Source organism: Sphingomonas sp. 77B (assembly GCF_056497825.1).
Genome location: NZ_JBWMBY010000001.1, coordinates 2,397,501 through 2,417,018, shown reverse-complemented (window position 1 = coordinate 2,417,018; position 19,518 = coordinate 2,397,501). Strand labels below are relative to the sequence as shown.

Below are 19,518 nucleotides of genomic sequence, written 5' to 3'. Positions count from 1 at the left end.
CCACGGACCCGCCCCCCGTTCGTGCTGAGCGAAGTCGAAGCACACGTACCGCTGGTTCCGCATGGCCTTCGACTTCGCTCAGGCTGAACGGACGGAGGGAGATTCGGCTGCTATCGAGGGCAGCACGCATCACTTCGCCGCCATCGGCCCCTTGTAGAGCGTGCCGAAATAATCCCCCTTGTTCCACACCGGCCGCTCGGGCGCGTCGGCGATCTCGCGGGCGATGGCGTAGTTCACGCTGACGAAGCGCGGGCCTTGGCTCCAGTCGATGCCCTGGTCGATCTCGTCGCCGGGGCGATGATAGCGGTGGCTCATGAAATCCTCGACCGCCGCCTTGCCCGGCCCCTTCTGGCCCGGCCACAGGAAGACCGAGGGGATGCCCTTCTGCACGAAGCGGAAATGGTCGGAGCGCACGAAGATGCCTTCCTCCGGCATCGGATCGGGTGAAACCGGCAGGTCCATCGCCCCCACCGCCTTGCGCACGATCGGCCCGAGCGTCGAACGATCCGCGCCGAACACCACCATATCCTCGAACTTGTAGGTCAGGATCGGCATGTCGAGATTGACATCGGCGACGATCGACTTGAGCGGCACGGTCGGATGGTTGGCGAAATAGTCGGAGCCGACCAGCCCCTTTTCCTCCGCCGTCACCGCCAGGAACAGGACGGTGCGCTTCGGCGGGGTCGCGGCCTTGAAGCGCTTGGCCTCCTCGATCAGGCTGGCGATGCCGATCGCATTGTCGAGCGCGCCATTGTTGATCCGGTCGCCCTCGCCGCCCTCATTGGTGCCGATATGGTCGAGATGCGCCGAGAGGACGACGACCTCGTCCTTCAGCTTGGGGTCGCTGCCGGGGATCAGCCCGATGACGTTGCTGCTGTCCATCGGCTTGAAGCTGGTCTTGGACGCGACGGTCAGCTGCCCCTTGGCGGCCAGCGGCTTATAGGCGGGCAGGGGCGCGGCGGCGGCCTTCATGACTGCCTCCCAGCCCTTGCCGAACAGCTTGGCGGCACCCGTCTGCGACAGCGTGCCCAATACCGGGGTCGTCGGCGTCATCGCATGCGCGGTGCCGGCCGGGTTCGCCCAGGTGACGCGCGGCGCATTGTAATAGCGGGCGAGCGCGGCGAAGGGCCGCTGCCGCCCGCCTGCGCGGGGCATGTCGATCTGGATCGCGCCGACCGCACCGCGCGCCGCCGCCAGCGAGGCCTTGTTGCCCGCCGAGCCGAAGAATGCCCGCGCCTCGCCGTCCAGCCCCTCTGGCGTGCCGGGGACGAAGGCGACGATCTTGCCACGGACATCGACACCCTTATAGTCGGTCAGACCATATTGCGCGGCGTCGATGCCGTAACCGACGAAGACGACCGGCGCACTGACGCTGGTCTCGCGCTTGTCGGGCACGGGCGACGGCACGAAGTCCTCGCCGAAGACCAGCTCCTGCGGCTGGCCGCCCGCCGGGGCCCACAGCGCGCTGCCCTTGTCGGCGACGTTGTACGCGACCAGCGGCACCTTCTGCAGATAGCCGCCATTGTCGCCGCCGGGCCGCAAGCCCGCCGCATAGAATTGCGCCGCGACATATTGCGCGGCGATGTCATAGTCGCGGGTCCCCGCCTCGCGCCCCGCCATCGCGTCCGACGCCAGGAACATCACATGCGCCTTCATCGCGGCCTGATCCTCGGGCAGGGCGGCGGTGATGACGGCATTGCGTTCGGCCGGGCTGCGCTGCGCCTTCGTCTCGACTGGCGCGGTATTAGTCGCTTGATAATGCAGGTGATCGTGATCGTGCGCGATCGCGGCGGTGGACAGGAGAAGCAGCGGCAGCAGGGCCGTCGAACGCGACATGCAGGACCTTTCGGGAAATGGTGTGCCATAGGCGTATCACGCCATCTTGGCCGATCAACCCCGCCCATGCCGCGCCGTCCCGGTTTTTCCTGACGCGCCCGGTGGTCGCGAGGATGCCGCCCGGCTATATTCCCGTCATGGACATTCAGCGCAGCGCCGCCCAGCCCAGCATCACCCCCGCCGCGATCCGGCGCGAGGATTACAGCCCCCCCGCCTGGGAGGTGCCGCAGATCGCGCTCGACTTCGCGCTGGACCCTGCCGACACCCGCGTTCGCGCCGCGCTGACCGTCACGCGCAGCGGCCCGCATGACGAGCCTCTGCGACTGGACGGCGCAGGCCAGACGCCGCTATCGGTCAAGGTCGACGGGGTGGCCGTCAACGACTGGCGGATCGAGGGCGAGCAGCTGGTCGTGCCGCTGACCGGCGATTCCCATGTCGTCGAGACCGAGGTGTCGATCGCGCCGGAGAGCAACACCCAGCTTATGGGCCTCTATGCCTCGGGCGGGAATCTGTGCACCCAATGCGAGGCGGAAGGATTTCGCCGCATCACCTGGTTCCCCGACCGGCCCGATGTGCTGAGCGTCTACCGGGTGCGGATGACGGCGGACAAGGCGCGTTACCCCGTGCTGCTCGCCAATGGCGATCCGGTGGCTAAGGGCGAGAATGACGACGGCACGCATTGGGCCGAGTGGCACGACCCCTTCCCCAAGCCGTCCTATCTGTTCGCGCTGGTCGCGGGCGATCTGGCGGTCAATGCAGGGACCTTCACCACGATGAGCGGGCGCGAGGTGCAACTCGGCATCTGGGTGCGCGCCGCCGACATCGCCAAGACCGACCATGCGCTCCATGCGCTCAAGCTCTCCATGGCGTGGGACGAGCGGGTCTATGGCCGCGAATATGATCTGGATGTGTTCAATATCGTAGCGGTCGACGATTTCAACTTCGGCGCGATGGAGAATAAGGGGCTGAACATCTTCAACAGCCGCTACATCCTGGCCGACCCCGACACCGCGACCGATTATGATTATGACGCGATCGCCGCCGTCGTCGCGCATGAATACTTCCACAACTGGTCGGGCAACCGGATCACCTGCCGCGACTGGTTCCAGCTGTCGCTGAAGGAAGGCTTCACCGTCTATCGCGACCAGTGCTTCTCCGCCGACCAGGGATCGGCCGCGGTCAAGCGGATCGAGGATGTACGGGGCCTGCGCGCCAGCCAGTTCCCGGAGGATTCGGGGCCGCTCGCGCATCCGGTGCGCCCGGAAAGCTATATCGAGATCAGCAACTTCTACACCGCGACCATCTACAACAAGGGCGCCGAGTTGATCCGCATGATGGCGACCATGCTGGGGCCGGTGAAGTTCCGCGCCGCGACCGACCTGTATTTCGACCGCTTCGACGGCACGGCCGCGACCTGCGAGGATTTCGTCGCCTGCATGGAGGAGGCGGGCGGCGTCGACCTGTCGCAATTCCGCCTCTGGTATTCCCAGGCGGGCACGCCGCGCGTCTCGGCCGGGCTGTCCCAGGAACCCGGCGGTGGTCGCGCCGAGTTGCGCCTGGCCCAGCATGTCCCCGCCACGCCGGGGCAGACCGTCAAGCAGCCCATGGTCCTGCCGCTCAAGATCAGGCTGTTCGGCGCGGAGACGGGCCGCCCGCTGACCGATGAGAAGCTGATCCTGCTCGACCAGGTGGCCGAAACCGTGACCTTCGAGGCGATCACCGAGCGCCCCGTCCTGTCGATCAATCGCGGCTTTTCGGCGCCCATCGTGATCGAGAGCGACCGGACGGCGGAGGACCTCGCCTTCCTGTCGGCGCATGACGACGATCCCTTCGCCCGGTACGAGGCGATGCAGCAGCTGATGCTCGACACGCTGGTCGCGGGCACGATCCATGGCGCGGTGAAGGGGCAGGCGGTGATCGATGCCGTCACCCGCACGCTGGAGGCCGAGGGGCTGGAACTGGCCTTCCTGGCCGAAGCCGTGCTGCTGCCGTCGGAGAATTTCATCGGCGACCAGCTCGCCACCGTCGACCCGGACGCGATCCATGCCGCGCGTGAGGAACTGCGCACGCAGCTGGGGCAGGCGTTGCTGCCGACATGGCGGCGGCTCTATGCCGAGCTGGCGCAGGGCTCTTACGTTTATTCGCCCGAGGCCAAGGGCCGCCGCCGCCTGCGCAACGTCGCGCTCGGCTATATCGCGGCCAGCGGTGCGGAAGACGCCGCCGCGCTGGCCTTTGCGCAGTTCGAGGCGGCGGACAACATGACCGACCGGCAGGCGGCGCTGACCACGCTGGTCCATTCCGACGCCCCCGAACGGGAAGAGGCGCTGGCGCATTTCCATGCGCGTTATGCGGATAACGGGCTGGTGCTCGACAAGTGGTTCCAGACCCAGGCGCTGTCGTCGCGCGCCGATACCGGCACGGTGGTCGAGCAGCTGGTCCGGCATCCCGACTTCACGCTGGCCAATCCCAATCGGGCACGGGCGGTGCTGGGGGCGTTCGGGGTGAACCAGCGCGCGTTCAACGCCGCCGACGGCTCGGGCTATCGCTTCCTGGCCGACCAGCTGATCGCACTCGACCGGCTCAACCCGCAGACCGCCGCCAAGCTGCTGCCGCCGCTCGGCCGCTGGCGCCGGTTCGACGCCAAGCGTTCCGCCCTGATGCGCGCCGAGCTGGTGCGGATCGTCGAGACGCCGGGCCTGTCCAAGGATCTGTTCGAACAGGCTTCGAAGAGCCTGGATTAAAGCCATTCCTCCCCAAGCTCTGCTTGGGGAGGGGGACCGCCCGGCGGAGCCGGGTGGTGGAGGGGCATTCTCGCTGGCCGGGACACCCCTCCGTCAGGCCTTCGGCCTGCCACCTCCCCTTACAGGGGAGGAATGTTACTGCGCCTTCGGCTGCAAAAACCCTTCCATCACGATCCAGCGATAAAAGGCGTCGAACCAGCCGGTGCTGGTCGTCTTCTTCGGATACATGCCGAAGCCGTGGCCGCCCTGGCCGTAAAGGTGGAACTCGACCGGCTTCTTCGCCGCCATCCACTGGTCGATCAGCCCGAAGCCTTTGCCCGCGAACAGCGGATCGTCGGCGGCGATCGCGGCGAACATCGGCGGCGCGTCGGCGGGCACCGTCATCGGCTGGAGCGGGCCATAGATGTCGCCGATAAAGGCGGGCTTGGCCTGACCGTCGAGCACCGTCGCGACAGTCAGCATCGCGCCCGCCGAAAAGCCGACCATGCCGATGCGGTTGGGATCGACCTTCCACTCGCCCGCCCGCTGGCGGACCAGCGCGAAGGCGGCGCGGGAATCGGCGATTTGCGGCGCGAGGCCCTTCAGCGCTTCCTCCGGGTTCGGCCGCGCGGCGGGGCGGGCCACGCTGGAGAACATCGCCGCCATCGACTTTTCGAAATCCCCCATATCGGCGGGCGTCTGGTTCAGCCGGTACTTCAGGACGAAGGCGGCGATGCCGCGATCGGCCAGCGCCCTGGCCACGTCCCAGCCCTCATTCTGCATCGACAGCGTACGGAAACCACCGCCGGGTGCGACGATGACGGCGGCGCCCGTCGCCTTGGCGGGGTCGGGCAGGAAGGGAGTGAGCGTCGCTTCGGTCACGTTGCGCGCGAAGACACTGTTATACTGGCTGTGCCAGCTTTCCTTGTTCTTCGCGCCGGGCAGCGGCCCTGTGTTCAGCGGAATGGCGGTCGGCTGTGCGGGTGTGGCGATCGGCGCCATCCTGTCGGCCTGCGCCATCGCGGGTGCCGCCACCGAGAGCGTTAGCAAAGCGGCCAGCGCATGGCCGGCCCAGCGTTTGGACTTCATATCCCCTCCTGTCCTCCGTGGGTTATGTCCCTACGGTCGGACGGGGATGGTACGCTTCGCGGCGTGGGGTGCAAGGGGTAATGTTAAGGCTAACAGGACGGCGGGGCGTGGGCTTCGACTTCGCTCAGCCTGAACGGAGATTGGGGGTCGGGGCCGGATACAAAACCCCGTTCAGCCTGAGCGAAGTCGAAGGCCAAGGGAATCCCTCACCCCGAATCCCTCAGAACAACCGCCCCCCATTGGGCACCGCCAAATCCGGCGCGACCAGCACCACGTCCCCGTCGGCATCGGGAAAGCCCAGGGTCAGCACCTCCGACATCATCGGCCCGATCTGGCGCGGCGGGAAATTGATGACCGCCGCCACCTGCCGCCCGACCAGAGTCTCGGGCGTGTAATGCCGCGTGATCTGCGCCGAGGAGCGCTTCACCCCAATCGCTTCCCCGAAATCGATGGTCAGCTTGATCGCGGGCTTACGCGCCTCGGGAAAGGGTTCGGCGGCGATGACCGTGCCGACGCGGATGTCGACCGCCAGGAAATCCGCGATCCCGATCTGCGCGGCGGGCGCATCAGAAGTCGACATTGTCGTAATGCGACGGCGGCGTGACCATCTCCATCCGCTCGGACAGCAGCGGGCGGAACGATGGGCGGCTCTTCAGCCCGCGATACCAGCGCGCGGTCTGTTCATGCCCCTTCCAGTCGATACCGCCCAGATAATCGGCGACCGAAATCTGCGCCGCCGCCGCAAGGTCGGCGAGACTCATCGTCGCCCCGCCCAGCCAGTTACGATGGTCGAGCAGATAATCGGTATAGTCGAGATGGCCGACGGCGGCCTTCATCGCCTCGCGCAGGCCCTTGGCATCGGGGCTGCCGGTGCGGGCGACGCGCTTGACCATGCGTTCGTGGAGCAAGGGGCCGGTCACGTCCTGATAGAAATGCGTGTCGAACCACGTCACCAGCCGCCGGATCTCGGCGCGGCCGACGGCGGTGCCGTTTATCATTGCCGACTTTTCGACCGTTTCCTCGAAAAACTCGCTGATCGCCATCGAGTCGACCAGCAGCATGCCGCGCTCCTCGTCGACCATCACCGGGGTCTGCCCGGCGGGGTTCATGTCGAGGAACTCGTCGCGCCGCTGCCAGGGCGACTCGCGGACCAACTCATAACCGACGCCCTTCTCGCCCAGCAGCAGCCGGACCTTGCGCGAAAAGGGACAGAGCGGGAATTGGTAGAGTTGCCACATGCCGCCCACTTAAGCGGGCGGGACGCGCGACGCCAACCCCGCCGACAATGTTTTCACCCCTTCCCGCGTACGGGGCGGCGCAACCGTCGCTGCCCAAGCACGAAACCGCTGATCGACAGGACCAGCCCGGCCAGCGACCAGAGCCACATCCAGCCGGTCCAGACCCAAGAATGCGCGGTCAGCCACGGCCAGTCCCAGGTGTGGAGCAGCGTATAGACCCAGCGATAGGCACGGCGCGTGCCATCCTGCCGCTCGACCAGTTCCCCGCTGATCGGATCGACATAGAGCCAGGTCGCCGCCGCATCGTCGAACCGCATCCGCCAGAGCGGCAGACGGGTCGCATCGGTCCAGTAGAAGTCGGGCCACGCCAGCCATTCGCGCGCCACCCGTCGTCCGCCGGGCACCAGCATCGCGGCGCGCAGCGGATAAGCCGCCTGGGCGGGGGCCAATGTCGCCTGGTCCAGCCAGCGCGGGTGCGGCGAGGCGCGGTCGACCGCGATCCGCGCGAACCCGGCGTCCCCGCTCCATTCGATGCTGCGGGCATAGGGCGTGATCCGGGCCAGCCGGTCGAGATCGCGCGGCTCCCCCGCCCTCCCCGCATACTCCCGCATCACCGTCGCCGGAGCCTCGCCTCCGGCAAAAGCATGCCCCGGATCGACCGATAGCCAGCCACTGACGATCCAGGTCGTCAGCATCACGCCACCCGCCAGTCCGCTGACATGATGCCAGAGCATCCAGCCGCGATAAGGGGTCATCCGCCCGCCCCGATAGCGCCGCCGTCCAGCGCGGAGCCGCAATATGCCGATCCACAGGCCGGTCAGCGCGACCGCGATGCATGGCCCCGCCACCCACATCACCGCCTGCCGCCAAGCCTGGCGATCGCGGCGCAGGATGGTGGGGTAAATCCAGTGCGGCACCGAGCCCAGCCAGTTCCAGATACGCTGGCCGCGCGTCGTCCGCTGCACCGGCTGGCCGGTCAGGCTGGAGATATAGAGTTCGGTCCCCGCCGCATCGTCCAGCGCGACCTTCCACAGGGGACGATGCCGGTCGAACCCGCCCGCCACCGTCCACTGATCGTCGACCATCCGCTCGACTTGGCGAACCGGCCCGGCAAAGCGGTTCGCCACGCGCAGGGCCATTGCAGCATCGACCGGGGCGATCGATCCACCCTCCGCAGACAGGATGCGGGTATCCCCCTCGCGGCTTTCGATCCGCCAGACCGGCGCTCCGTCGCGCATCTCCAGCGTGATCCGCCGGGCATCCCGCACCGCCGGGGGCTGCCCGACCCGCGCCCAGTCGATCGGCTGCGCGCCCGCCCAGCGCTGCGCCGGTTTGAGCGACGGATAGGGCACGTAGAGCATCACCAGCCCGCTCGCGAACCACATGGCGAACAACAGGCAGGTGACGATGCCGACCCAGCGATGGGTGAGAAAGGCGAGCCGCAAGCCCGCCTTCCCCCAATGCCGCTCAGAACCCGGCACGAAACGCCACATCCAGCGCACGCGGGCGGCCCAATATCCATTGCTGGTCACCATAGGCCGTGACCGCATAGGCCTTGTCGAACAGGTTATAGACGCGGACATCGACCGCCAGACGCGGCGTCAGGGCATAGGACAAGGTCGTGTCGACCGTCGCATAGCCCGGAATGCGGAACGCCTCGCCATTGTCGGAAAAGCGCCGTCCGACATAACGTAAGCCCGCACGCAGCTGCACTTTGGCCGAAGCATCCCAGCGCAGCCAGAGATTGGCCAGCGTCTCGGGCACGTTCGGCGAGGTGCGGCCGCTATAATCCACGCCGCTCGAGCGGAAATCGTCGAACCGCGCATCCAGCAGTGTGCCGTTGGCGTCGATGCCGAAACCCTGCGGCAGGTCGAACGTCACCGCCGCCTCGACGCCTTGCGACGACCGCTGCCCGACCTGTTCGACCGGGCTCGCCAGCGTACGCTGGGCTAGCAGTCCGGTCTTGACGATGCGGTAAGCGGCCAGCGTGGCGGTACCGCGGCCGTTCGCGAACAGCCATTTGGCCCCCGCCTCGACCTGATGGCCTTTGGCATTGCTGAACTGCACCTGCCCGGTCGACACGGTGGTCAGCGTACCCAGCGGATCGACGCCGGTGGCATATTGCGCATAGAGCGAAAGGGTCGCCACCGGCTGATAGACCAGCCCCGCGCGCCACGTCGCGTTGCGGAACGTCTTTTCCAGCACGAAGCGATCGGGCGTGGCGACGGTCCAGCGGCGGATGGTATCCACTTCATAGCGGACACCGCCGACCACCGACCATTTGGGCCCCAGCGTCACCCGGTCTTCGGCGAACACCGCCAGCGCGGTGGTGCGGGTGCGATAGCGCGGGGCGATTCCCTGCGTATCCAGGAAACGACCGGGATCGAAGGCGAAGGGATCGACCGCATCGACCTGCTCCACCGATCCGAAATCATTCTCGTGCGTAAAGCGAATCAGATTGGCGTCCACCCCGACGACCAGCGCATTGGCGATGCCCGGCGCGATCCCCGTGCGCCAGGTGGCGCTGGCCTGATCGCCCCATTGGGTCAGGTCGTGGCGGATGCCATAATTGCTGCTCCGCCGGATCGTACCGGGCGTGCCGGTCGAACCATCCGCGCAGGCGCCGCTCGCCCCCACCCAGCAATAATTCTCCAGATTGCGCCAGAAGCGGTCGCTTGTCAGCACATAGGCGATGTTGGACAGGCTGAGCGAAGCGCTCGGCGTCCAGTCCACCCGGATCGAAGCACGGTCGTCGCGGAAGCGCATCCGCCCATCGCCGACATTATAGTTGCGATCCCGTACCCGTAGGTCGAGCCGCCCGTCGATCAGCGGGGTGCCGAAATAGGCCATGGGCCGCTGGTCGCCATGATCGCCGCGCACCGTCACCGCCAGCGTCGACGACGGCGTCCAGCGCAAAGTGCCCGACAGCGCGACGCTGTCCGAATGTCCCCGATCGACAAAGCCGTCCGACCGGCGATAGCTGGCATCCACGCGGTAGCCGAGCGTCGGGGTCAGCGGCCCGCCCAGCCCGGCGGCGGCGCGGAAACTGTCCTGCCCGCCATAGCCGATCTCGGCCTGGCCATGGGTCTGCGCGGTGGGCGCGCGCATCACAACATTGACCGCACCGCCCAGCGCGCCCTGCCCGTAAAGCACCGAGGCAGGTCCGCCCAGCATGTCGATCCGCTCGACCATCCAGGGGTCGGTCGGAAAGGTGATCGTCCCCGCCGCCGGGAACAGTCGCACCCCGTCGATCAGTTGCAGCACCGACCCCTGCCCCGAAAAGCCGCGCGCGGCGAGTGCGGTGCCGCCATTGCCGGGATCGGCGACGCTCGACAGGCCGGGTGCGCGCGTCTCCGCCTCGACGATCGACAGGTCGCCGCGCGCACGGATCATATCCCCGTCCAGTGAGGTGATGCTGGCGGGCGTCTCCAGCGGGGTCAGGCCGAGGCGACTGCCGGTCGTATTGACCGTGTCGAGCGCCGGTTTCTCGCGCGCACCGACCACCACCACGGTGGGATCACCCCCCTGTTCCTCAACCCTTTGCGCCCCGGCATCCGTCGCCCCCAGCAGAAGCGCCGCGCCACCCAACAGGACCAAAGGAACCTGTCCGAATCTGTTATGATATATCATTTTATTGCCTATAGCGTCTTGTCGCAAACAAGCCGAGGCCTTGCCGCCCGATTCCGGGCAGCCGGGTGCCATGCGTGCGGCACGCTATTTCCCGCATTCGACATGGCCCAACCCTGCCTCCGCCACTCATGGCGTCGCTCGTCGGAAAAGACCTAGCCTCGACCATCCCCTGGACCGGGCATGAGCGACCTGACGCCGGCAGGTCTCCTGGCTCACGGGTCGTCGCGGATGGATGCGCCTTCCCAGGTTGCCCCAGTGGCTGGATCGTCCCGATGGCCGACCCGTGCATTTCCGCTCACCGCTTACAGTTGCAGGGACAGCCGCGGATTCGGGGGCTGCCCCCCTCACCGTGTTCCCTTTTAATCCCCCTTGTCGGGGGAACCGGCGCGATCATTCTGCCGGATCATTCCGGCCCCGTATCGCTAGGCGGTGGCAGGAGGTTGCGTCAAGCGGGATGAGGTCGCGGCAGGCTTGCGCTATGGCAACGGCATGGCACGCAGGAACCGCTATCTGATCGCGACGATGCCCGATGGCTATGTAAAGACGATCGGCCCCACATCGCAGCCCTTCACCCATTATTGGCGGATCGTCGCCGATCTGGGCGGCGGCAAGACCGAAGTCTTTTGGGGCCACGCCAAATCGCGCAAGGGGGCGATGGCGAACGATGCCGCCATGGCGGAGGCGGTGCGACAGCGGGGTTGGGTCGGGTACCAGTTCGAGGTGGTCGAACTTGTCGAGGCGGATGAAGCGCCGGATAAACCAAAATCCTCCCCGGCACGGGGAGGGGGACCGCCGCGAAGCGGGGGGCAACTGTGATGCTCATGAGAGAGCGATAGGCTGTCGCTTTCGGATCATGGCGTTGAGGATGACGAGGAGTTGGCGTGCGACGGCGATAAGGATGGTCTTTGGCGCCTTGCCTTTGGCTCGCATCCTGTCGCGCATAGCGGTGAGGACGGGGATGCGCCGTGAGGCATTGAGGGCGGCGATGTAGAGGGCTTCGCGGACCTTGCGCCGCCCGCCCCAAATGCGCCTGGCGCCGCGCCATGTGCCACTTTCGCGGGCGTGGGGAGCGAGGCCGGCGAGCGAGGCGATCTTTCGACGGCACAGCGTGCCGAGTTCGGGAAGTTCACCGAGCAGGGTTGCCAGGACGGTGGGCCCGATGCCGGGAACAGCCGTCAGCAGCTGGGCCTGTTCGGACAGGGCCCGATCCTGGGCGATGAAGCCTGCGATCTGGCGGTCGAGCTGGGCGATCTGCTGGCTGAGCAGGTCGATCATGGCTTCGATGGCTTGTGCGATTTCGGGTTGGCCTGCGCTGTGGCGATGCAGCTTTTCGGCTTTGCGCATGTCGACCAACTGTCTGCGGCGACGCAGGAAATCGGCCAGGCGTGAACGGGCAGGGCTGAGCGGGATGGTAGCGGGCAGGTTCAGCGCTGCGCCCATCTGCGCGAGCACGCGGGCATCGACGCGGTCAGTCTTGGCCAGCGTGCCGGTGGCTCTGGCGAACTCGCGGGCCTGACGCGGATTGACGCGCGAGAAGGGATGGCCGCGTGTCGCCAGCGCGGCGATCAGGTCACCGTCGCAACCACTGGTCGCCTCGAAGACAAGGCGGATGTCGTGGTCGAGCGTGTCGAGCCAGACGGCGATGGCATCCGGTGTATTGGCGATCCGCCCGATCCGGCCCGATGGCAGCTCGCAGATGTCGATGACGGCACGCGAAAGGTCGCAGCCGATAACGGCTTGTGGCATGGTATAGGCTCCTGTCCATGTCGTGCGGGATCAGCAGTCCCAAGCAACTGTTCAGGGTTGTGACCAACGCGGAAGGGACCCTTGCTCCCTATCGGGCTCCAGACCCTCGGGGGGGACGGGCTCCCTTCCGCAACATCTTCATACCACCGTCGCATCAGACATGGGGGGGGAATGCGATAAGGGGACGTACCCGGCGGCACGCCCCCTCCACCATCCTGCGGATGGTCCCCCTCCCCTTACAGGGGAGGAAGATTCAGGCTTTACTTCTTCGACTTGTCCTGGCCCGAAGCGTCCGAAATTGCGGACCCGGCCGAGCGCAGGTCGCGGCCCGCGCCGTTCACGGTGTTGCAGGCCGACAGCGTCAGCACGGCGAACAGGGTAGCACCCAGAGCGATCTTCTTGGTCATGACGATCTCCTCGAAAAAGGGGGTGCGGCGGGCCCGATACGCCGGCCCGCCGCGGGTACTCAGCGCAGACGACGGCGGCTGGCCGCCGTTGCGCCAAAGGCGGAGGCACCGGCGCCGATCAGCAGCGCGAGCACCAGGATGAACGAGGTCTTGGCACCGGCCCCGGCAGCGGCGTCGGCCGCCTGCTTGGCCTTGGCGACCGCTTCGTTCTTGGTCTGGACGAATTCGGCCTTGGCCTGGTTCACCTGCGCCTGGGCCTGGTCACGGCTGATCTTGCGCTGGGCCGCGACGATGTCGACGACGCGCTGCTCGGCCCGGACGCCGTCTGCACCGCCACGCGCCATGGCGGGCAGCTGCTTGGCGATTTCCTTTTGCGCCTGTTCCGGGGTCATCTGCGCCGGATCGGCAGGCGTTTCGGTCAGATACTTGGCGGCCTCGTTCTGGACGTCGGTTTCATCGACACCGGCGACCTGCGCGACCTTCGGCGCAGCGGCCCCGACGGTCGAACCGGCGGCACCCGCCACCGCACCCACGGTACGGAACGCTCCACCGATGATCCCGCCGACCGCCGAGGTCAGCAAATACAGGGTCAGGATCAGCGTGACGCCCCACACGACCAGGCCGTGGACCAGCGCGTCGAACTTCTCGGTCACGCCCGACATGCGCGCCGCGGCATAGCCGCCCGCGCCCAGCGCGACGACCGTGGTGATGAGCCAGTAGAGGCCAGCCCCGATGCCGAAGCCCGCCGCGCCCGGCGTCGACCCCTGGACCGGATCGACCATCGACAGGCCGATGCCGGTGCCCAGGATCCCCATCACCAGCTGGACCGCGACCGCGATCACCACACCGGCGAAGATCGCCCCCCACGAGATCCGGCGCCCTGCGCGCAGGATCGCGTTCTCCTCCGCCGGGACATAGCCGGGCGTTACATGCGTAGCCATATTCACTCCTGTTCTTTCGATTCTTGGGCAGGACCGGCCTGTTCGGCACGCGTCGCTGCCGCCTGTTCCTTGCGCCCCTTGCTGATCTCGACATCGTCGCCGATCAGCTTCCCGATCGTCTCGCGTGCCGCACCCTTGGCATGACGCACGCGATCGTCCGGATTCCTGAAACTCTTGTCGGTCATGCGGGAACCTCCCGGCGGCCCAGCGGACCCTCGCCATCGAAGCCGCGCGCATGCGCCCAGGCGGCGGCGGCGGTGCGCCGGTTCACGCCGATCTTGGCGTAGATGCGCGCGACATGGTTGCGCACCGTATTACCCGATACGCCCAGCGCGCGGGCGATGCTCTTGTCGTCCAGCCCGCGACAGATCAGGCCCAGCACCTCACGCTCCCGCGCGGTCAGGTCGTCCAGCCCGACGCCGTCTGGCTCGTCCTGCGGCGCGCGCAGCCGGGCCAGCTTGTCCATGATCGACCGGCTGAACCAGCTGGTATCCTTCATCACCGCGTCAATCGCCTCGACCAGCTCCAGCTCGGTCGCCTTGCGGCGGGTAATGTCCTGAAACGCCCACAGCACGCAGGTGTCGTCGCCCAGCGTGATAAGCTCGGTCGACACCAGGCAGTCGCTGCGCCCGCCATCCTTGGCGACGATCCGCGCCTCGACGCCGCGCAGGTCGCGTCCCTCGTCGATCGCCGCCTCGATCTCGGCCCGGGCGGCATCGTTCGCCCAGAGGCCGACATCGGCGAGCGAGCGCCCGATGATCTCGGTCGTGCCATAGCCCGTCAGCTCGGCGAAGCTGGCATTGACCTCGCACAGCACATGCCCATCGCGCGCGCCGATCGCCATCGGCACCGGCGCCATCTGGAAGGTGCGGGTGAAGCGCTCCTCGCTATGGCGCAGCGCCGACTCGGCCTTCCGGCGCGGCTCCAGATCGGCGAAGGTGAACAACATGCAGGGCTGGTCGCCCATGTCGATCGGCTGGCCTGCGACGATGACCAGCTTGGTCCCGCCGCCCGGCAGCGCCAGTTCCGCCTCCATCTGCGGAATGGTCCGCCCCTCGGCCAGCCGCTCCTTCGCCAGCTCCAGCCGCTCGGCCCCGCGCAGCACGTCGATGTCATAGACGGTGCGGCACAATATCTGGTCGCGGGCATAGCCGGTCATTTCGACAAAGCCCTGGTTGACCTTGACGAAGCGCAGATCGGCCAGGCGACAGATGATCGCCGGTGCGGGGTTGGCGTTGAACGACTGTTCGAACCGATCCTCCGCCTCATAGCGCGCGGTGACGTCCTGAAGGATCAGGACGACGCAGGTCGGCTCGCCCTCGTCCCGGTCGTTGAGCACCAGGCTGCGCACCTGATGCACCCAGCGCGGCTGCGCCTCGCCCTCGACCGTGACCTCGACCACGACCTCGGAAAAGGACTCGCCCGCCGCGACCCGCTCGACCGGATAGTCGTCGGCCTCGAGCCGGTGGTTGTTGCGGTAGCGCAAGCGGAAACGCCCGCGATACTCGTCCACCGTCCGGCCCAGCTGCTCCAGGCGTTCGACCCCGTGCATCGTCAGCGCGGCGTCGTTCGCCCAGAGCAGGCTCTGGTCGGGATCGACCAGGATCACCCCCTCGTCCAGCCCCGCGACGATCTGTCGCAGGTGCCGGAGGTCGACGGTGTCCCGCATGGTGGCGAGCGAGGGGGCCAAGGCGCCCGTCCTTAGTCCCGGCGCCCGTGGATCAGCGCGGCGAGCGCATAGCCGCCCAGCGCCGCAACGACGGCCCAGACCACGCCGTTATTGCCGTTGTTGGCGCGCACCGCGTCCACGGCCTTTTCCGACCCGCGACGCGCGGCGGCGACCGAACGATCGGCGGCGTCGCCGATCCGCTCACGTGCTTCCTCGATCAGGCTGGGAGTCGCATCCGCGACGTCGCCCGCGACCGACTGGGCACGGCCGAACAGATGCTCGGCGCTGCCCGCGACCTGATCGGTGACGCCCGCCACCTTCCAGTCGCGGCTATCGACCGCATCACCGATCGCCTTTTCGACCTTGCCACCGAAATGGCGCGCATTGCCGTGAAGTTCATGCTTGTTCATCGTTCGTCTCCGAATGAAATTGGGGGGGCGGGGGGCGTCAGAGGACGACGTTGCAACCGGCGGCGGCCTTGCCGACCTCCAGCGCGATCTTCGGGTCCTTGATCTCGCCCGCAACGCGGATCAGATCGCCCACGGTCAGCTGGCCGGGATTGGGATCGTCGCGGCGATAGGCTGCGGCGGCATTGCCCAGCTGCTGCAGCTGACCCAGCGATAGGTTGCGCTCCAGCCGCTGGCCGACACAGGTCGAACGCTGGCTGTCGAGGCCATAACGCTCCAGGCCGGTGGCGATCCGCGTCGAAGGCGGCGTGCAGGCCACCGCGACGAGCGCGATGCCGATGCTTGCGAGGATCCTGGTCACCCGGTTGCTCCCATGCGACCGGCCGCGAAATACGACCGATCTGGCCGGGTACAACTTATGATAGGTTAAGCCGTTCCTGGTATTTTTGCGGCAATGGTTGGTAGTCTTCTACCAAAATTGGCTGGTCAGTCATTCTCATCGACGCCGTCGTCGATCATCGCAGGCCATTGCCTGCCAAAGGATTGCGGCAACAAAGCACTGGATTTACTAGGCAATTCAGCGCGTCAGCTTGTCTTGCCCTTCCGCAACCGGCACCATCCTACCCCCGACATGGTCGATATGAACCAGCGGGCGACGCGGGAGGATGATCGATGACGATCGCGCCCATCGCAGGGCCCCAGACCTACCAAGCGACGGTGGTCGAGGATCCCCACCCTCCGCACTCAACCAGCCGGGCCAGTCCTATCCGCAGGCCCCTTCCCAAAGGTTATGCCCGTTTCCGTGTCACCGCCCCCGATGCCAAGGTGTGAAGGTCGGTCTGGGGATGATGAGACGGCCTGGTCGAACCAGAGCCACGCCAACCTCATCGTAGACAATCTGATTGCGGCCGCTTCTGATCGTCATGACCTATGGTATGACCAACGATATTTGCCCCGGTGCCCCTCGCAGCGATCCTCGCACCAATGCGACCGTTCTGATCGCGGCGGGGATCAGGAATGCCTTCTATATCTCGACGGATACCGGGCAGGAATTTCAAACCTGGCGGCGCAACCCACAGGCGATGGCGCCTTGGCTATTCCGAGAGTGACAAAAAAAGGGGGCGGCGGTCGTGCGGACCACCGCCCCCTTTGTATAGATTCAGTTGCGCAAGCTGTCGGGCACGATCCCGCCATTTTCGGCGAGCTTGGCCATCACCGCCTTGTGAAGGGCGATATTCTGCTCGGCGGAACCGTCTTCGGCGGCGTGGACGCCCAGTTCGTTCGCCAGTTCCTTGCGGGCCGAGAGGCTCGAATCCAGGTCGAGTAGCTTCAGCAGGTCGACGATCGAGCTCTGATAATTGCCCCCGCCGCCCTTCATCGACGCCATCTCCGACAGTACCGCCCCGACATCGACATTCTGCGGCGCAGGCGCGGGCGCAGCGGCGGGAACGGGCGTAGGCGTGGCAACCGGCGCCGAGGGCGCCGACGGTGCCGGGGCGGGTGCGGCAGACGGAGCGGGGGCGTCCTGGTCCTTGCTGCCATGGTGGAATATCTTGTTCAGGATATTGCCGAAAATGCTCATCGGGTGGTTCCTTCGCTGATCGGATGGCGATGCCCGCTTCAACGACGCAAGCGCGTGGCCGATCCGTGGCTCCCGAAACGTCCGCGCCACTGTCCATGGGAACGTCACGGCGCGACAGGCGCTTAGACCCTATCTGTATCGTCTTATCAGGGGTTTGCCATGACCATCCGTTCGACCCTCATCGCCACCACGGCGCTTCTCGCGCTGGCCGGATGCGGCCAGAAGCAGGATAGTTCCTCGGCCGTCGCGACGAACAGCGCCGACACGTTCAATCAGACCGATGCGTCCATGCCCAATGCCACGCAGACGCCAGCCGTGAGCGCCGCACAGAGCTTCGTCAACACGGCCGCGGCCAGCGATGCCTTCGAGATCGAGACCTCGAAGCTCGCGCTGACCAACGGAGCCTCGGCTTCGGTGAAGTCCTTTGCCCGCAAGATGATCGACGCGCATAGCGGCTCGACCGCAAAGCTGAAGATGCTCACCGCCGAAATGAACCCGGCTTTGACGCCCGATGCGACGCTGAGTGCGCAGCAGCAGGCGACGCTGGACCAGTTGAAGTCGCTAAAGGGCGAGGCGTTTGACGAAGCCTATATCGCCGCGCAGGCCTCTGGCCATCAGCAGACGCTCGATGCGCTCAAGGCTTATTCTGTGACAGGTGACGTGCCGCAGCTCAAGAGCTTCGCCACCGACCTCATCCCGACCGTGACGGCGCATCTCAACATGGCCAAAGGTCTCAAGGCGTAAAGCCGATCGCCTGCGGCCACATCGGGTCGCTTATCGGGAAAAGGGCGGACATGGCATGTGCCATGCCTGCCCTTTTCGTTTTCCCTGTATTTCGAACGTCGTGACGCCTGTGAGCGATCCGTCATTGGATTGCAGGGTCGCTATCCCCATCCACGATCGTCGATGCTTGCGGCCCTTCAGCAGCGCCGCCCTTACGAAGCTATGTATAAAAGGACGCAGAAAACCCCGCAGCAGGTGGCTACGGGGTTGAAAGTAGGTATGGTTGCGGGGGCAGGATTTGAACCTGCGGCCTTCAGGTTATGAGCCTGACGAGCTACCGGGCTGCTCCACCCCGCGAGAAGGGGGAAATTGTGAATGGGTTTTGTGTATTCGCGGGCTGTAATGCCTGGCGACGCCCTACTCTTCCACTGCTTGAGCAGTAGTACCATTGGCGCAGTCGGGTTTCACGGCCGAGTTCGGGATGGGATCGGGTGGGACACCGACGCTATGGCCACCAGGCAATAGAGTCCGCGAATACAGGCCCCATCTGTTGGGATGGGGCGTTTGGGTATAAAATCGATGCGTGCACTGGCTGTGTTGATGACCGCACCCTGCCATCTAGCCCAGGGCTGATGGTGGGGGTGTGGAGCTCTCAAGCGCGAATAGGACAATTAGTATCGGTTAGCTCCATGCGTTACCGCACTTCCACATCCGATCTATCGAGGTCGTGGTCTTCGACCGTCCTGAGAAATCTTATCTTGAGGGAGGCTTCCCGCTTAGATGCTTTCAGCGGTTATCCCGTCCGTACATAGCTACCCTGCTGCGCCGTTGGCACGACGACAGGTACACCAGAGGTACGTTCAACCCGGTCCTCTCGTACTAGGGTCAACTCCTCTCAAATTTCGACGCCCACGGCAGATAGGGACCAAACTGTCTCGCGACGTTCTGAACCCAGCTCACGTACCACTTTAATTGGCGAACAGCCAAACCCTTGGGACCTGCTCCAGCCCCAGGATGTGATGAGCCGACATCGAGGTGCCAAACAACCCCGTCGATATGAGCTCTTGGGGGTTATCAGCCTGTTATCCCCGGCGTACCTTTTATCCGTTGAGCGATGGCCCTTCCACGAGGGACCACCGGATCACTATGACCGACTTTCGTCTCTGCTCGACTTGTCAGTCTCGCAGTCAGGCTGGCTTATGCCATTGCACTCTAACAGACGGTTTCCAACCGTCCTGAGCCAACCTTCGCGCGCCTCCGTTACTCTTTAGGAGGCGACCGCCCCAGTCAAACTACCCGCCACAGAGGGTCCCTGTACCGGTTTCACGGTACGAGGTTAGACATTAAACAACAACAGGGTGGTATTTCACCTATGGCTCCACATCGGCTGGCGCCAATGCTTCAAAGCCTCCCACCTATGCTACACAGTTCTTGTCCAATGCCACTCTGAAGCTGCAGTAAAGGTGCACGGGGTCTTTCCGTCTAACCGCGGGTACTCCGCATCTTCACGGAGAATTCAATTTCGCTGAG

18 protein-coding genes, 1 tRNA gene, 2 rRNA genes and 1 riboswitch (1 of these 22 cut by a window edge) are annotated in these 19,518 nt (G+C 65.9%); of the genes, 4 read left to right on the top strand and 17 right to left on the bottom strand.

Going from position 1 to position 19,518, the window contains the following annotated elements:
• Positions 1-129 precede the first annotated feature (129 nt).
• Positions 130-1,836, bottom strand: coding sequence for a M28 family metallopeptidase (locus AC1GI4_RS11420; RefSeq protein ID WP_479629570.1), 1,707 nt, complete (start codon positions 1,834-1,836; stop codon positions 130-132).
• A 137-nt stretch (positions 1,837-1,973) separates the two neighbouring features.
• Here AC1GI4_RS11420 and pepN point away from each other — a divergent pair, with 137 nt between their 5' ends.
• Positions 1,974-4,577: an aminopeptidase N gene (pepN, locus tag AC1GI4_RS11415; protein ID WP_479630394.1), complete on the top strand. Its 2,604-nt coding sequence runs from the start codon at positions 1,974-1,976 to the stop codon at positions 4,575-4,577.
• A 135-nt stretch (positions 4,578-4,712) separates the two neighbouring features.
• On the opposite strand, the gene AC1GI4_RS11410 is transcribed toward pepN, so the two are convergent.
• The 5 genes from AC1GI4_RS11410 to AC1GI4_RS11390 all read right to left on the bottom strand — a co-directional run bounded on the left by AC1GI4_RS11410 (position 4,713) and on the right by AC1GI4_RS11390 (position 10,480).
• Positions 4,713-5,645 carry an alpha/beta hydrolase gene (locus AC1GI4_RS11410; RefSeq protein WP_479629569.1) on the bottom strand — a complete coding sequence of 311 codons (933 nt, stop codon included), beginning with the start codon at positions 5,643-5,645 and terminating at the stop codon, positions 4,713-4,715.
• 220 nt (positions 5,646-5,865) lie between these two features.
• On the bottom strand, positions 5,866-6,225 hold the full coding sequence (locus tag AC1GI4_RS11405; protein ID WP_294268841.1) for a tRNA-binding protein: 360 nt from the start codon (positions 6,223-6,225) through the stop codon (positions 5,866-5,868).
• Entirely contained in the window at positions 6,212-6,883 is a 672-nt protein-coding gene (locus AC1GI4_RS11400; RefSeq protein ID WP_479629568.1) for a glutathione S-transferase family protein, read from the bottom strand. The genes AC1GI4_RS11405 and AC1GI4_RS11400 overlap by 14 nt, the downstream gene beginning before the upstream one ends.
• A 53-nt stretch (positions 6,884-6,936) precedes the next feature.
• Complete coding sequence (locus AC1GI4_RS11395) at positions 6,937-8,415, bottom strand: PepSY domain-containing protein (protein ID WP_479629567.1); 1,479 nt, start codon at positions 8,413-8,415, stop codon at positions 6,937-6,939.
• Complete coding sequence (locus AC1GI4_RS11390; protein ID WP_479629566.1) at positions 8,351-10,480, bottom strand: TonB-dependent receptor; 2,130 nt, start codon at positions 10,478-10,480, stop codon at positions 8,351-8,353. The genes AC1GI4_RS11395 and AC1GI4_RS11390 overlap by 65 nt, the downstream gene beginning before the upstream one ends.
• Before the next feature lie 213 nt (positions 10,481-10,693).
• Positions 10,694-10,914: riboswitch (cobalamin riboswitch) on the bottom strand.
• Between the two features lie 88 nt (positions 10,915-11,002).
• Between AC1GI4_RS11390 and AC1GI4_RS11385 the strand changes: the two genes are divergently transcribed.
• A complete protein-coding gene (locus AC1GI4_RS11385; RefSeq protein WP_479629565.1) occupies positions 11,003-11,329 on the top strand; it encodes a hypothetical protein in 327 nt (108 codons plus the stop codon).
• Positions 11,330-11,332: 3 nt separating this feature from the next.
• Here the strand turns inward: AC1GI4_RS11385 and AC1GI4_RS11380 are convergent, their stop codons facing one another.
• From AC1GI4_RS11380 to AC1GI4_RS11350, 7 genes are all read right to left on the bottom strand, one after another.
• Positions 11,333-12,259 carry an IS110 family transposase gene (locus AC1GI4_RS11380; protein WP_479628293.1) on the bottom strand — a complete coding sequence of 309 codons (927 nt, stop codon included), beginning with the start codon at positions 12,257-12,259 and terminating at the stop codon, positions 11,333-11,335.
• Positions 12,260-12,519: 260 nt separating this feature from the next.
• Positions 12,520-12,666 (bottom strand): entericidin A/B family lipoprotein, encoded by a 147-nt coding sequence (locus AC1GI4_RS11375; RefSeq protein WP_433909264.1) that lies wholly within the window; start codon positions 12,664-12,666, stop codon positions 12,520-12,522.
• A gap of 59 nt (positions 12,667-12,725) precedes the next feature.
• Positions 12,726-13,607 carry a hypothetical protein gene (locus tag AC1GI4_RS11370; protein ID WP_294273285.1) on the bottom strand — a complete coding sequence of 294 codons (882 nt, stop codon included), beginning with the start codon at positions 13,605-13,607 and terminating at the stop codon, positions 12,726-12,728.
• A gap of 2 nt (positions 13,608-13,609) precedes the next feature.
• Positions 13,610-13,792, bottom strand: coding sequence for a hypothetical protein (locus tag AC1GI4_RS11365; protein WP_294273281.1), 183 nt, complete (start codon positions 13,790-13,792; stop codon positions 13,610-13,612).
• Entirely contained in the window at positions 13,789-15,276 is a 1,488-nt protein-coding gene (locus AC1GI4_RS11360) for a PAS domain S-box protein (protein ID WP_294273278.1), read from the bottom strand. Before AC1GI4_RS11360 ends, AC1GI4_RS11365 begins: the two co-directional genes overlap by 4 nt.
• Positions 15,277-15,308: 32 nt before the next feature.
• Positions 15,309-15,686 carry a CsbD family protein gene (locus tag AC1GI4_RS11355; protein ID WP_294273275.1) on the bottom strand — a complete coding sequence of 126 codons (378 nt, stop codon included), beginning with the start codon at positions 15,684-15,686 and terminating at the stop codon, positions 15,309-15,311.
• Between the two features lie 37 nt (positions 15,687-15,723).
• Entirely contained in the window at positions 15,724-16,044 is a 321-nt protein-coding gene (locus tag AC1GI4_RS11350; protein ID WP_433909265.1) for a hypothetical protein, read from the bottom strand.
• A 562-nt stretch (positions 16,045-16,606) separates the two neighbouring features.
• Here AC1GI4_RS11350 and AC1GI4_RS11345 point away from each other — a divergent pair.
• Complete coding sequence (locus tag AC1GI4_RS11345; protein WP_479629564.1) at positions 16,607-16,792, top strand: hypothetical protein; 186 nt, start codon at positions 16,607-16,609, stop codon at positions 16,790-16,792.
• 50 nt (positions 16,793-16,842) lie between these two features.
• Here the strand turns inward: AC1GI4_RS11345 and AC1GI4_RS11340 are convergent, their stop codons facing one another.
• Entirely contained in the window at positions 16,843-17,265 is a 423-nt protein-coding gene (locus AC1GI4_RS11340) for a DUF3597 family protein (protein ID WP_479629563.1), read from the bottom strand.
• Between the two features lie 159 nt (positions 17,266-17,424).
• Here AC1GI4_RS11340 and AC1GI4_RS11335 point away from each other — a divergent pair, with 159 nt between their 5' ends.
• A complete protein-coding gene (locus AC1GI4_RS11335; RefSeq protein ID WP_479629562.1) occupies positions 17,425-18,009 on the top strand; it encodes a DUF4142 domain-containing protein in 585 nt (194 codons plus the stop codon).
• Positions 18,010-18,268: 259 nt separating this feature from the next.
• Here the strand turns inward: AC1GI4_RS11335 and AC1GI4_RS11330 are convergent.
• From AC1GI4_RS11330 to AC1GI4_RS11320, 3 genes are all read right to left on the bottom strand, one after another.
• A tRNA-Met gene (locus AC1GI4_RS11330) sits at positions 18,269-18,345 on the bottom strand.
• 47 nt (positions 18,346-18,392) lie between these two features.
• Positions 18,393-18,507: ribosomal RNA gene (gene rrf / locus AC1GI4_RS11325) — 5S ribosomal RNA — on the bottom strand.
• Positions 18,508-18,639: 132 nt separating this feature from the next.
• A 23S ribosomal RNA gene (locus tag AC1GI4_RS11320) occupies positions 18,640-19,518 on the bottom strand; it runs 1,912 nt beyond the window's last position.